Below are 11,737 nucleotides of genomic sequence, written 5' to 3' on the forward strand. Positions count from 1 at the left end.
AGGAAATATGTGACGTAAAAATAAAAAAGAGGCGGGAAAGCAAAAACAATTTGAACTGCAAAGCGGTACGCGCAGAACCCGGCGCACCTATACTCTCTTCTTGTACTGAGAATCTGCTCGATTTTTCAAAATTACGCCCTACGCCTGCCCCGCCGTACGCGCGGGAGTAGGGGAAGCGTAGGGTTAGAGCCACTCATTCGCGATTCCAGGTATTCGTAGTGGTGTCGAACTTCCAGAGCCCGGTGTACGTATCGTTCGTGTCTCCCACCGCCACGTAGAGGTCTGGTCTTTCGCAGTTTGCTGAGGTGTCCCGCTTTTTCCGACCACCGCCAGGTTTTTTTTCGATTACGTAAATACCGCTCACTGCCCAGCGGCCGATCGTACTACGATACTGCTCGGCGCTGCGTTTCGGGGTGGAGCTCTTCTCATCCCAGCCGGTTTGATCGTGTACATTCTGTTCCTTCAGGTGGACGCACTGTGCTCCGTTCCCGCTGCTTCCTGAACTTCTTTCCAACTTTATCTCTCCGTAGCCCTGCCGGCCCCCGATGAGCAAGAACTCGTCGTTGCCGTTTTTGAAGAACGCTATGGAGTGCGCGTCTGCTACCTTATGGGCAACACTGTGTGCCCCGGCTGGCGCCGGCGCTGCTGCTGCGGCAGACTGCGGGCAATCCTGAATTTTCTTTTCGCTTTGATTAACTTTTTTGCAGTACACCTTGTCTTTCGTGAGGATATAAACGTGCCCGCTCCCGTCGTCAGTTGCCGCAAGAATCGGCGGAACTGGTTCTTCGCCATCACTCTTTGCCACGGTAGAATCACCACCGACACACACCTTTTTGGTGGTAACTAAAAACCCGTTACCGGCGTGCAGGCAGAACTCATTCATTTCTCCTAACGCAGTCGTTCCATTACTGGTACTGGTTTCCCCAACCTTATCATCCGTGTGGTTAAGAAGGTACACGCCTGATGTCCCGGTCCCTACCACGCTGAGTGCTTTTTCTGTGCCACTCAGGGCAGACAGACTTCCGTTTGTCTGGCAGTCCTTATGCTGCCACTTGTACGCCCCCTTGCCAGGAATGCAGGCAACGAGTACGCCATTCCCACCGTTGTCTGCCGCAAGGCTCGTGATGCGGCTGCCGCCTATCACCGAGTCAAAACAGGACACCGGCTTCCACTCAGTGCCGCTCGGATCCTTTTCCCAAAGCCGGCCGTTGGTGGCGTAGAGCTTACCCCCGGCCTTGACCAGCCCATAAATCGCCCCCGGAATAGACGGCGACTTAATGGCAACTTCCTGCTGAATGGTGGCAAAAATGCCGGAGAAATCACAGGTTGTCAGCAAACTCGTGCCGCACAGGCACACCGTAGCGCGCACCGCAGTGCGCGCCCTACGCCTGCCCCGCCGTACGCGCGGGAGTAGGGGAAGCGTAGGGTTAGAGCCATTCATTCGCGGTTTGCACATAAAACCTCCCTGATGTGAGAAAAAACCTCCTCGGTCAGAATGTTACAGGCGCGCACTGGGTATGCAGCGGTGGTGCGTGGGGCACCGTGTGGGTGCCGCGTGCTATGGGTGCGCGGGGCGCGACCCTCCTGCAAAAAAAGAACTCGACAAATGTTGGCCGGGGGGGGTAGAATTTTGGGAGGCTGTGTGGGTTGCCCGCAGCTTTTTGAAAGGTGTGGAGCGAAAAAACGTATGAAACAGCTAAAACAGTGCGCGGCACACGGGATACGCTTTCTGCAGGTCTGCGCCTACGGGGTGGGTGTTGCCGCGGGTGCGGCGTATGCGCAGGAGGTGGCGCCTGCCGCATCGTGGGATGTAACCGCCGCGGGGCGGGGGATCGCGCGCGTTTCGTTTATTGGAACGGTGCCCCTTTTCCAGGTGAACTGGTGCAATACCGCCCGCGGGGATCTGCAGGGCGTTGCAGCCAACGGGAATAAGGAAGTTTACCCCGCGTTTGGGGTGTCTTTTGGATACGAGTACTTTGTGTATCGCGGCCTGTCGCTCGGGATTGATGCGAGCGCGCAGCACTACTGCAGCTATCCGTACAACAACGTGAACCAGCTGTGCTCGTACATCGCCGTCCCCATTGCGCTCACCGCCGGGTACACGCTCGCCTTCTGGCGCATCCGCTTGCCACTGACGGTGGGGGCTGGCTTCAATTATCAGCATTACAACACGTCCACGTACTGCGGCCTGTTGCTCAAAGCGGGGGCTGGCTGTTACGTCCAGCTCACTGAGCGTTGGTCGGTGGGCGCCAGTGCTGCGTACAGCGGCGTGCCGAGGGCCTGCGAAAAGGTTTTTGAGCGGAACGACAAGCAGACCAACACGCGCACTGCGCAGTTTGTCACCGCCGGGGTAGATATCCGCTATCACCTCTGACGCGCGCATCCGCCGAGTCCTGGGCGTGCCGCCGAATGCAGTACATCGTGTTGCGCGCCGCGCAGTGTCGGGGTATCATGGAAGGCGGTATAGGCACTGCGCGACGCGCTTGTGCGTCGCGCGCGGTCGCATACCAAAACAATACGCAGGGCGCTTAGCTCAGCGGGCAGAGCGCTTGGTTTACACCCAAGAGGTCAGCGGTTCAAACCCGTTAGCGCCCAACGTGCAGCCGCGTTTCTGCTATCGGATAAAGGACGACTGGGCTGGCAACGGGTGTGGGTTCCCACCTCCTGTTCGTGTCTTGTAGCGCGCTCGTGTACCGCGTGCTGCCCCGGGACGCGGCCTTTTTCTTAACTGGTGTTGTACGGGAAGACCCGAGCCGTCGGGCGGGCCGTGTCTTTTCAGGGTGTGTGCGCGCTCCGAGAAGAGGGCGTTTTGTGTGTGGGGAGGAGTACGATGGATACGCAGTATATGAGGCGCCGGGTGTGCACGGTGGTGCGCGCTACGGTGTGCCTGTGCGGCACGAGTTTGCTGACAACCTGTGATTTCTCCGGCATTTTTGCCACCATTCAGCAGGAAGTTGCCATTAAGTCGCCGTCTATTCCGGGGGCGATTTATGGGCTGGTCAAGGCCGGGGGTAAGCTCTACGCCACCAACGGCCGGCTTTGGGAAAAGGATCCGAGCGGCACTGAGTGGAAGCCGGTGTCCTGTTTTGACTCGGTGATAGGCGGCAGCCGCATCACGAGCCTTGCGGCAGACAACGGTGGGAATGGCGTACTCGTTGCCTGCATTCCTGGCAAGGGGGCGTACAAGTGGCAGCATAAGGACTGCCAGACAAACGGAAGTCTGTCTGCCCTGAGTGGCACAGAAAAAGCACTCAGCGTGGTAGGGACCGGGACATCAGGCGTGTACCTTCTTAACCACACGGATGATAAGGTTGGGGAAACCAGTACCAGTAATGGAACGACTGCGTTAGGAGAAATGAATGAGTTCTGCCTGCACGCCGGTAACGGGTTTTTAGTTACCACCAAAAAGGTGTGTGTCGGTGGTGATTCTACCGTGGCAAAGAGTGATGGCGAAGAACCAGTTCCGCCGATTCTTGCGGCAACTGACGACGGGAGCGGGCACGTTTATATCCTCACGAAAGACAAGGTGTACTGCAAAAAAGTTAATCAAAGCGAAAAGAAAATTCAGGATTGCCCGCAGTCTGCCGCAGCAGCAGCGCCGGCGCCAGCCGGGGCACACAGTGTTGCCCATAAGGTAGCAGACGCGCACTCCATAGCGTTCTTCAAAAACGGCAACGACGAGTTCTTGCTCATCGGGGGCCGGCAGGGCTACGGAGAGATAAAGTTGGAAAGAAGTTCAGGAAGCAGCGGGAACGGAGCACAGTGCGTCCACCTGAAGGAACAGAATGTACACGATCAAACCGGCTGGGATGAGAAGAGCTCCACCCCGAAACGCAGCGCCGAGCAGTATCGTAGTACGATCGGCCGCTGGGCAGTGAGCGGTATTTACGTAATCGAAAAAAAACCTGGCGGTGGTCGGAAAAAGCGGGACACCTCAGCAAACTGCGAAAGACCAGACCTCTACGTGGCGGTGGGAGACACGAACGATACGTACACCGGGCTCTGGAAGTTCGACACCGCTACGAATACCTGGAATCGCGAGTAACGGGGCGTTTTCTTTTCTTCATCTGAGCAAGCCCTACCCCCAGCCATTTACTTCCCGGTTGTAGTTACAATTCCACGCTTTCTGGCGACTATGCCCTACCCCGAGCCCCAGCCCCAATCCTAGACATCAACTTCCCGGTGTGGGACGTCCGCCCGCATCGAAGGCCAGCAATGTGTTTAAAGATGTCTTTCTCACCGATACCACACCCATGCGGACGCACGACGGTGCAGTCAGACGTGGAGCAAGGAATATTGTGGGTATTACGAGTGTGGGGTAGTGGTCAGTCCGTTAGAGAAGGTGGAGGTTCGGCTGAGCTGGGAGCAAGGCAAGCTACAAGAGAACAGCAATGTAGTGATAGAGAAGAACGTGACGGAGCGTTGGCAATTCGTAGGGGCTGTCCCTCGGTGGGTGTGCTCACGCGAGGGACAGGGGTTCGTCCGAAGCGGGTTGCTTAGAAATATCCACTAAAAAGTGCGAAATGTTACCAACTGCCGAGAAAACTGGGATGAACACAATGCCCCCCTCTTGTTCCACGGGCGTGTGTGTCTTTTCCGCTTCTTGGACTGCGCGCGTACTGTCTGTTGCCGGAAAGATATGTTCAATCGTAAGGGTTTTGTCTGCGCGCTGTACTCGTTTGCGTGCGCCCTTTGTCATATCGAGGATAGTTCCGTTCAAGTCGATGATAATAACTGGTGTGGGGACAAGCTCTGTCAGTGCTCTTTGCAAACCGCTGAGCGCGGCAATCTTCAAGCTCTTTTGCGCTGAAAGCGCAAGGAGTTCCTTGAGAAGGAACTGTATCTGCGTTCCTAATACACCAAACTTTTTAAAATGACTCTCTCCAATACTCCCCCCATAACGCAGCATGTCCGCAAGCTTCAACAACTCTTTCTTTTTGTGATGCGCGTGAAGCATAAGATAAAGGGACAAAATGAAGTGAAAAGCAGCAGCAACGAATCCATAAAACAAAATGGTTTCAGCCGATCCCTTATGCGCATGCAACATCCCTATACGGAACGCATACCCGGCAGAAAAAAGAATGGAGAGAAAGGAGACTATTAACACGATTAGCAGACGCTTCTTCTGTATCAAGAGCATACACACCTCCTTTCCATGAGTTCCTTCGTCTTGACAGGCTGGGCGCGGCGGCTGCACCCAACGCTCAGATTTGGGTTAATTCCCGCAAATCACGATTGTGGCCAAGCACAAACATCCGATCGGCACGTTTGAAGGTGAACGCGTTATCCGGGTAGTAAATATTCTTTTTCGGAAGGGAGTTTCCCGTCGGGTCGATATCCATATCTGTGCGCACCACTGCCACAATCTTTACGTTAAACTTTTCTCTCAATTCCAGCTCTTCAAGTGTTTTGTCGGTAAAAAAGCGTGGCGCAACAATTTCCCGTAAGGAAATATCGTCTGTCATAGCAATGGCATCCGTGACGTCAGGAGCAACCAATCGCTTGGCGATGGTTGTAGCACTCGCTACTTCGATGTTTAGGATTTCGTTTGCGCCTATCTTGCGCAAGATAGTTTCGTGTATTGGAGAAGTTGCACGCGCAAGGATGTAAGGAATATCCCGTTGCTTCAACAGCGCTGTGGTAAGAATGCTCGCCTGCAGATTGGTTCCAATAGCAACGATTGCGACGTCTACGTCATCCAGCGGCGCTTTCATGAGCTCTGTTTCGCTTGTGGTGTCTATGAGAATAGCAACGGATACAACCTTTTTGACCTTCTCAACGGTCTGGGCATTGTTGTCTATCGCGACAACACTTCCCCCACCTTGGACAAGTACCTCGCAAACGCGATAGCCAAAAGCCCCTAAGCCGACCACAGCAAAATTTCTCTTCACTGCCATGATGTTCCTTTCACGTCGCGCATGCACACGTTACGCGCATCAACCAATGGCTAAGTCCCCACACGCGTATTCGACGCTCATGTCCTGTTCTTCTTTACTTGCTGCAGTTAAAATAGTCAAGGTTCCCACCCTGCCGGTAAACATGAGAATTAAGAGGATCATCAGCCCTGCAGTACTGAGATTGGCAGTTATCCCAACTGAAAGACCAACCGTTGCGAATGCAGAAACCGACTCGAACAAAAGGTAAATGAACGGGATGTTATCCGTCAAACTCAAGCAGAAACCTGCAAGGCACACTGTGCAAATACCGAACCCTAGAATAAGAAACGACCGCTCAACCTGCTTACCCTGAATAACTAGATTTCTAATGCGTGGCTTTGGATCATGATGGATGAATGAGCGAAAAGAAGCGATAATCGCTGCCGCTGTATTAAGTTTGATCCCCCCTGCCGTGCTCCCTGACGCTCCTCCTACGAACATAATAAAGGTCATAAAAAACAACGTCGCCGTACGGAGGTTTGAAAACGGGATAGTAGAAAATCCTGCCGTTCGCAGCGTCACCGCTTGAAAAAAGGCGGCCAGGTACTGCGTGCCTACCTGATAGACTTTCATGGAGTGAGTATGTTCGAGTAGATAGATACCAACAAAAGAAACAGCAAGAAGCAGAACAGTTGCTTTCAACACGACAAAAGTATTCAGGCTGAGAGAGCCGAGGATATTTTTTCCCTTAAAAAAAATGTTTTTGATACTTCCGTGGACACGGCACAGTACTTCATCGATGACCACAAAACTGATTCCCCCCAATATGATGGTAAAGGCAATGGGGAACGTTATCCATGGGTTGGAAACGAATGATTCCAAACTGTTTGGGTACAGGGAGAACCCCGCATTGCAAAACGCAGATATCGCATGGAAGTAGGCATTGCCGAGAGACTGTATGGTATAGCCTTCTGTTTGGCTAAAACCGATGAATAGAAACAGCGCACTGAGCGCTTCAATGAAAAAGGTTGAGAAAATAATGAGCTTTAGGTTATGGGATAGGCTGCCCATGTCACTGTCGCTCACCAGATGCGAGGCGACGAGTCTGCTTTCGAGGCTCATCTTTTTCTTTATGGTGATCATACCAAAAAACGAAAACACCATAAATCCTAGTCCCCCAATCTGAATGAGTGCAGCGAGGATGGCTTTTCCCCACGTACTCAGCTGCGTTGCAACGTCAATGACCGAGAGCCCTGTCACGCATACCGCGGATGTTGCAGTGAACAAGGCAGTCAGCATGGGGAGGGGCTGACTATGCGGCGTGGCACCGGGAAACATCAGAAGATGTGTGCCTATGAAAATTACCACCAAAAAGGAAACAATTAACGTCTGTGATGGATTAGATACTGCCCGCTCTGCAAACTTCTTTTGTGCTTTGAAGGCGATGAGTGCAAAGACACCGAGCGTAATATTCTGTATATGTGTCAGCGTGGTGTAAAGATCACCGGAGGCAGTGGTAAGCGTCACACTTGCACGCACGAAGGTAAGGAGCGTGATGAGCAATCCAAGGAACACCGGTACGGTGTACTGGCGCAGAAAGGTGCGCACATACTTCTCTTTGTTCAGGGAAGAAGCAAGGGAAGACCATACAAGCACCAAGATCCCCACGTCTCCTACAATCGTGAAAAACTGCACCGAGAACGGGAGGAATTGATCACACAAACGAATCGCAAGGCACAACACGAGCATCGTAAGATGAGTGAAATTGCCAATATGCATGGGGCGCATTATAGCTATTTTTCAGGAGAGCTCAAGTCTCTGTCTGTATGGGGAGGGTGCATGAGCGAGCTCGTACGCATATACGAACACGATAAGAACACACAGGTTGTAAAGATCAGATGTAGTTTTTCTTTGAAAAACGAAGATATCTGTGTTCGTGGAGGGGGGGGAGACAGGCAATGTCTGTGCATCAGGGTGGGATACGTTTTCCCTTGCTGTATCTAGAGATGGAAACACCGCTCGGTCGTATGTGCATAGCCGAGCGAGCGCACACTATTGTGTATGTGTGGCTCCATCGGGTTGGTCCAAGAGGATCTCCTGTATCTGGTGTGTGCGCGCAGCACGTGTGCCCGGGTAAAACGGCGCTCTTGCGTGAGACGCAGTCCCAAATTCACGCTTACTTTTGTGGAGCGCTGCGCGAGTTTTCAGTACCGGTCACGGCAGAGGGCACGCCTTTTATGCAACGCGTCTGGGGCGCCACGCGCAACATCGCGTACGGCACGACAAAAAGCTATGCACAGCTTTCACAGGACATCGGCTGTCCACGCGCCGCACGCGCAGTTGGACAGGCATTGCATCGCAACCCGCTGCTTTTGCTTATTCCTTGCCATCGGGTAATAAGTGCGCGTGCATCAATCGGCGATTTTGCGTACGGGAGTGCTCTCAAGCATTTTTTGCTGCAGCAAGAGGCGGCTGTGTGCGCATGTGAATGACGGTGTCCGCAAGGACTGCCGCTTCTGTACTGTCGTGCGTGACGTAGACTGCAGTGTACCCAAGTGAACGCTGCAGCGCGCGCAGCTCTCCTTGCAACGTAGTCCGTAAATCTGCGTCTATTGCAGAAAGCGCTTCGTCAAACAATATGAGCGCAGGGCGGACCGCAAGGCTACGTGCAAGCGCCACCCGTTGCTTTTCCCCATGGGACAGCGTGGTTACCGATCGTTTCTCCATGTTCTGTAAACCAAAGCGTGCCATCCACTCCCGAGCATGCACGCGCGCAGTTTTTTTTGTGAGTCCCTGGGAAACTAATCCGTAGCCTATATTGTCTTCAAGAGAAAGGTGAGGAAACAGCGCAAAATCTTGGCATATCATTCCAATTCTCCGACGTGCAGGAGCCCAATGAGTTACGTTTGTTCCAGCGATAAAAACCGATCCATGATCTGGAGTGATAAGGCCTGCAATCATTTTTAGAATGGTGGACTTGCCGCAGCCAGATGCGCCTAACAGTGCGAGCGATGTGCCTTGCCTCAGCGAGAAAGACAGGCTGATCCTTTTTTCTTCCCATACTTTTGTCAGTTCTTGTACTACTACGTACGGCCTATTATCCATAGGAGTATTCCTTACATTGGTGTACGCCTATTAAAAGCACGCTGCTTGCAAGCGATAGCACCAGAGCAAGCGCAGAGCTTTCTGCAAAACGGTATGTGCTCGAGAGACGGTAAAGCAGTAATGCTACGCTTTGAAAGTCAGGAATTTCTAACACGAGCGGAAATGCAGCGTCCGCCGCACTGAGTGCAAAGGCGTATACGCCAGCACTTACAATTCCTTTTTTACATAAGGGGCATATAGTACGTAAGAAAAAATCTAGTCGGTTGCGCGACAACATCTGTCCTGTAAAAATAACAGGTGTAGGAATGCGCATGAGCGTTGAGTACAGTGACAGCCATGCGAAGGGAAATGCAAGTGCACTTTGGGCACACACCAAGAGTATGCGCGAAGCACACCGCGGCATGAGCGACCAGCCAAAGGCGAGCACCATAGGAGAAACTGCGAGGGGTAGAAAGGGTAGGCGTGTTTTCCATCTGGAAACGTGTCGCATGAGTACCATATATCCGTAGCACAGCACGCTACCGACAGTGACGCAAAAACTCCAAAAGCCGATCCATATGGTGCTGCGCAGCGCATGCCAGAACGATGGCGCAGAAAAAAGGGTGTGCCACGCAGTGAGGGTGAACGATACGGTCCTTCCTGTACGGTGGCGCGTTATTGAGTGAAGAATAAGAGAAAAAAGAGGGAGAATGAGAAAAAAAAGAATTCCGCACAGCAGTGCAAAAAATCCTATGCGCTCAATGTTTCCCTGTATGCTTTGTGTGGGCAGAGGGCGTGTGCGCGCTACGCACGACTGCGCCTGCTGCGATTCTTCTGTGGAAACGCCCCAGATCATAAGCAGTGCGTAAAACGTCTGACTCAGTGCGAGGGTACTCGCGTAGGGGTGTGCAGCCTGTGTTCGTATACTGCGATAGAGCTCCACTTCCAACGTGGTGAACGTTGTGCCGCCGAGTAAGAGCACCATCATGAGGTTGAAAAAGCAGTACAAAAAAATAACAAGAAAGGAAGAACGCAGTGCGCCGGCGAGTGCAGGAAGGGTGATGGTATAGAAAACTCTATACGCGCGCGCGCCTAACAGGCGCGCGGCGTCTTCAGCGTCTGTGGAGATGGTATTCCAGGCTCTAGCGATGATAGCGAGTGCGAGGGGAAAATTATACCAGGCGTGCGCAATCACCACGCCAGAGGCAGAATATAAAAAGGTGCGTGGCGTGGAGACACCCCAGAGTGTGCCGAGCGTACGCGTGCACAAACCATTTTTCCCGAAGGAAAGAAGAAATGCCAGCGCCATGGTTAAGGGCGGGACAGCAAGTGGTATGGCGCAGAGTGCAGGAAAAAACGCCCGCGCGCGAAGGGAGCGTTTTACAAAAAAAAACGCGGCGCCAAAACCTACTGCGCACGCGAGCACCGCTGAGCAGAGTGCTTGAAAAACGCTCTGCGCAAACAGTGTCCCAAAGCGTGCGGCACCAGGCGTGCCGGGAGGGAAGAAGAAAGGAGTGATGGGGGAACCTGTCTGCAAAGCTCCCGGTGAGGGATGTGCCGCAGTGTTTTCTAATCTCGGTTTAGAGAAAAAGGCGCTTCCCGCCGTGAACACGGGGATAAGGAATGTGCCCATACTCAGCGAGAAGCACAACGCACAGATGAGAGCAACACAGTAGTTGCGCGCGTCCCTTCCTCTTGTCAGATAGAGAGCTCCAGACGCACACGAGCGGCGGCACGGATGTAAGAGCGTGGTCATGGGGTTGATGCGTGTAATGCCGCTGCTGCAGCGCGGCACATCTGCGGCGAGAGAGACACGCAGGCGGCAGGTTGAGGGACTGCAGAGAATGCGGCAGGCAACGGTACGTCAGGATTGGCCGGGTACATCCACTGAGTGAGGGGAAGGAGCTCCTGCGCTTCAGTGCTGAGCAGAAAGTCGATAAACTGAGTAGCAACCCGCGCATGTTTCGTACGCTTCACCAGGCTAATACCTTCGATATGCATGGGGTGGCCCTCGGGAAAGAGGAGAGGTTTAAAGCGCGTATGGTTGTCATGGTGCAGGTGGTATGCTGCACTTGTGGTGTAACTAAGTACCAGTGCGGCTTCCCCTGCGGTGAACAAGCCGTATGCGGCGCTCCAGCTCGGGGCGAGCGCAAGGAGATTCGCGCGATAGAGCGTATTCCAGAACGCAGGCCATGCAGCGCCGAGTGATGTGTGGGCCCAACCGATAAAGATCGTACCAAGCACGTTAGTATGCGGGTCTGCAAGTGCAATGCTTTTTGCGTAGACGGGATTTGCAAGATCTGAAAGCCGCTGTGGCTCGGGAAGCTCAGCGTCTGTGTTGAACATGAAGGCGACGTACCCCCAGTCATAGGGGACTGCGAGGTTGTGTGGGTCTATGCGCAAGGCGTGAGGAAGCGGAAGGGCCGGTTGGTAGGGACTGAAGAGATCTGCTTCACGCGCAAGGGGGAGGGTGTATTGGTCAACCCCGATGATAAGATCGGCACCTCTGGATGACGGCGTGTGCTGATCGCGGATGGCACGATGAATAGCGCGCGTGACGTCCTCAAACACCACGTACTGAACGGAATACCCTGTTTTCGCGTAGAAGCGCCGCGCAAGTTCAGGGCCAGGTCCCCATTCAGAAGCAAAGGAGTCGTAGACATAGATAACAAGCGACGGCGCGTCCGTCCGGCTGCGACTACAGCAGCAGAGCGACAACGCTGCAGCGCAGCAGAAGACAACACGCATACGGTGAGCCATAGCCCCTCCCCGCCGGG

The 11,737-nt window shown here is 53.6% G+C and carries 11 protein-coding genes and 1 tRNA gene; 5 read left to right on the top strand and 7 right to left on the bottom strand.

The window, feature by feature from the left end; translation table 11 throughout:
• Positions 1 to 193: 193 nt before the first annotated feature.
• Entirely contained in the window at positions 194 to 1,441 is a 1,248-nt protein-coding gene (locus TPCCA_RS00675) for a hypothetical protein (RefSeq protein ID WP_144011656.1), read from the bottom strand.
• A 246-nt stretch (positions 1,442 to 1,687) separates the two neighbouring features.
• On the opposite strand from TPCCA_RS00675, the gene TPCCA_RS05530 reads away from it, so the two are divergent.
• The 4 genes from TPCCA_RS05530 to TPCCA_RS05205 all read left to right on the top strand — a co-directional run bounded on the left by TPCCA_RS05530 (position 1,688) and on the right by TPCCA_RS05205 (position 4,513).
• Positions 1,688 to 2,374, top strand: a complete 687-nt coding sequence (locus tag TPCCA_RS05530) for a hypothetical protein (protein ID WP_041609983.1) — start codon at positions 1,688 to 1,690, stop codon at positions 2,372 to 2,374.
• A gap of 148 nt (positions 2,375 to 2,522) precedes the next feature.
• A tRNA-Val gene (locus TPCCA_RS00685) sits at positions 2,523 to 2,595 on the top strand.
• Between the two features lie 250 nt (positions 2,596 to 2,845).
• Complete coding sequence (locus tag TPCCA_RS00690; protein ID WP_049774992.1) at positions 2,846 to 4,045, top strand: hypothetical protein; 1,200 nt, start codon at positions 2,846 to 2,848, stop codon at positions 4,043 to 4,045.
• Positions 4,046 to 4,321: 276 nt separating this feature from the next.
• Positions 4,322 to 4,513, top strand: coding sequence for a major outer sheath C-terminal domain-containing protein (locus tag TPCCA_RS05205; protein WP_083815490.1), 192 nt, complete (start codon positions 4,322 to 4,324; stop codon positions 4,511 to 4,513).
• On the opposite strand, the gene TPCCA_RS00695 is transcribed toward TPCCA_RS05205, so the two are convergent.
• From TPCCA_RS00695 to TPCCA_RS00705, 3 genes are read right to left on the bottom strand one after another with little or no spacing between them, the layout of a single operon-like run.
• Positions 4,460 to 5,197: a hypothetical protein gene (locus TPCCA_RS00695; protein ID WP_013944839.1), complete on the bottom strand. Its 738-nt coding sequence runs from the start codon at positions 5,195 to 5,197 to the stop codon at positions 4,460 to 4,462. The two genes, TPCCA_RS05205 and TPCCA_RS00695, sit on opposite strands and share 54 nt — an antisense overlap.
• 7 nt (positions 5,198 to 5,204) lie before the next feature.
• Positions 5,205 to 5,897, bottom strand: coding sequence for a potassium channel family protein (locus tag TPCCA_RS00700; RefSeq protein ID WP_013944840.1), 693 nt, complete (start codon positions 5,895 to 5,897; stop codon positions 5,205 to 5,207).
• A 39-nt stretch (positions 5,898 to 5,936) separates the two neighbouring features.
• Entirely contained in the window at positions 5,937 to 7,664 is a 1,728-nt protein-coding gene (locus TPCCA_RS00705; RefSeq protein WP_013944841.1) for a TrkH family potassium uptake protein, read from the bottom strand.
• 170 nt (positions 7,665 to 7,834) lie between these two features.
• Here TPCCA_RS00705 and TPCCA_RS00710 point away from each other — a divergent pair, with 170 nt between their 5' ends.
• The gene (locus TPCCA_RS00710; protein ID WP_013944843.1) at positions 7,835 to 8,368 is read left to right on the top strand and encodes a methylated-DNA--[protein]-cysteine S-methyltransferase; all 534 of its coding nucleotides are present in this window, start codon (positions 7,835 to 7,837) and stop codon (positions 8,366 to 8,368) included.
• Here TPCCA_RS00710 and TPCCA_RS00715 read toward each other — a convergent pair.
• From TPCCA_RS00715 to TPCCA_RS00725, 3 genes are read right to left on the bottom strand one after another with little or no spacing between them, the layout of a single operon-like run.
• The gene (locus tag TPCCA_RS00715; protein WP_013944844.1) at positions 8,319 to 8,981 is read right to left on the bottom strand and encodes an ABC transporter ATP-binding protein; all 663 of its coding nucleotides are present in this window, start codon (positions 8,979 to 8,981) and stop codon (positions 8,319 to 8,321) included. The two genes, TPCCA_RS00710 and TPCCA_RS00715, sit on opposite strands and share 50 nt — an antisense overlap.
• Positions 8,974 to 10,716, bottom strand: coding sequence for an ABC transporter permease (locus TPCCA_RS00720; protein WP_245522152.1), 1,743 nt, complete (start codon positions 10,714 to 10,716; stop codon positions 8,974 to 8,976). The genes TPCCA_RS00715 and TPCCA_RS00720 overlap by 8 nt, the downstream gene beginning before the upstream one ends.
• Entirely contained in the window at positions 10,713 to 11,720 is a 1,008-nt protein-coding gene (locus TPCCA_RS00725; protein WP_013944846.1) for a thiamine ABC transporter substrate-binding protein, read from the bottom strand. The genes TPCCA_RS00720 and TPCCA_RS00725 overlap by 4 nt, the downstream gene beginning before the upstream one ends.
• Between the last annotated feature and the right edge of the window lie 17 nt (positions 11,721 to 11,737).

This window comes from Treponema paraluiscuniculi Cuniculi A (genome assembly GCF_000217655.1).
Lineage (GTDB): Bacteria > Spirochaetota > Spirochaetia > Treponematales > Treponemataceae > Treponema > Treponema pallidum.

Coding starts and splice junctions, on each gene's coding strand:
- TPCCA_RS00675 (WP_144011656.1), bottom strand. CDS start 1,441: ATGAATGGCTCTAACCCTACGCTTCCCCTACTCCCGCGCGTACGGCGG.
- TPCCA_RS05530 (WP_041609983.1), top strand. CDS start 1,688: ATGAAACAGCTAAAACAGTGCGCGGCACACGGGATACGCTTTCTGCAG.
- TPCCA_RS00690 (WP_049774992.1), top strand. CDS start 2,846: ATGAGGCGCCGGGTGTGCACGGTGGTGCGCGCTACGGTGTGCCTGTGC.
- TPCCA_RS00700 (WP_013944840.1), bottom strand. CDS start 5,897: ATGGCAGTGAAGAGAAATTTTGCTGTGGTCGGCTTAGGGGCTTTTGGC.
- TPCCA_RS00705 (WP_013944841.1), bottom strand. CDS start 7,664: ATGCGCCCCATGCATATTGGCAATTTCACTCATCTTACGATGCTCGTG.
- TPCCA_RS00710 (WP_013944843.1), top strand. CDS start 7,835: ATGTCTGTGCATCAGGGTGGGATACGTTTTCCCTTGCTGTATCTAGAG.
- TPCCA_RS00715 (WP_013944844.1), bottom strand. CDS start 8,981: ATGGATAATAGGCCGTACGTAGTAGTACAAGAACTGACAAAAGTATGG.
- TPCCA_RS00720 (WP_245522152.1), bottom strand. CDS start 10,716: ATGACCACGCTCTTACATCCGTGCCGCCGCTCGTGTGCGTCTGGAGCT.
- TPCCA_RS00725 (WP_013944846.1), bottom strand. CDS start 11,720: ATGGCTCACCGTATGCGTGTTGTCTTCTGCTGCGCTGCAGCGTTGTCG.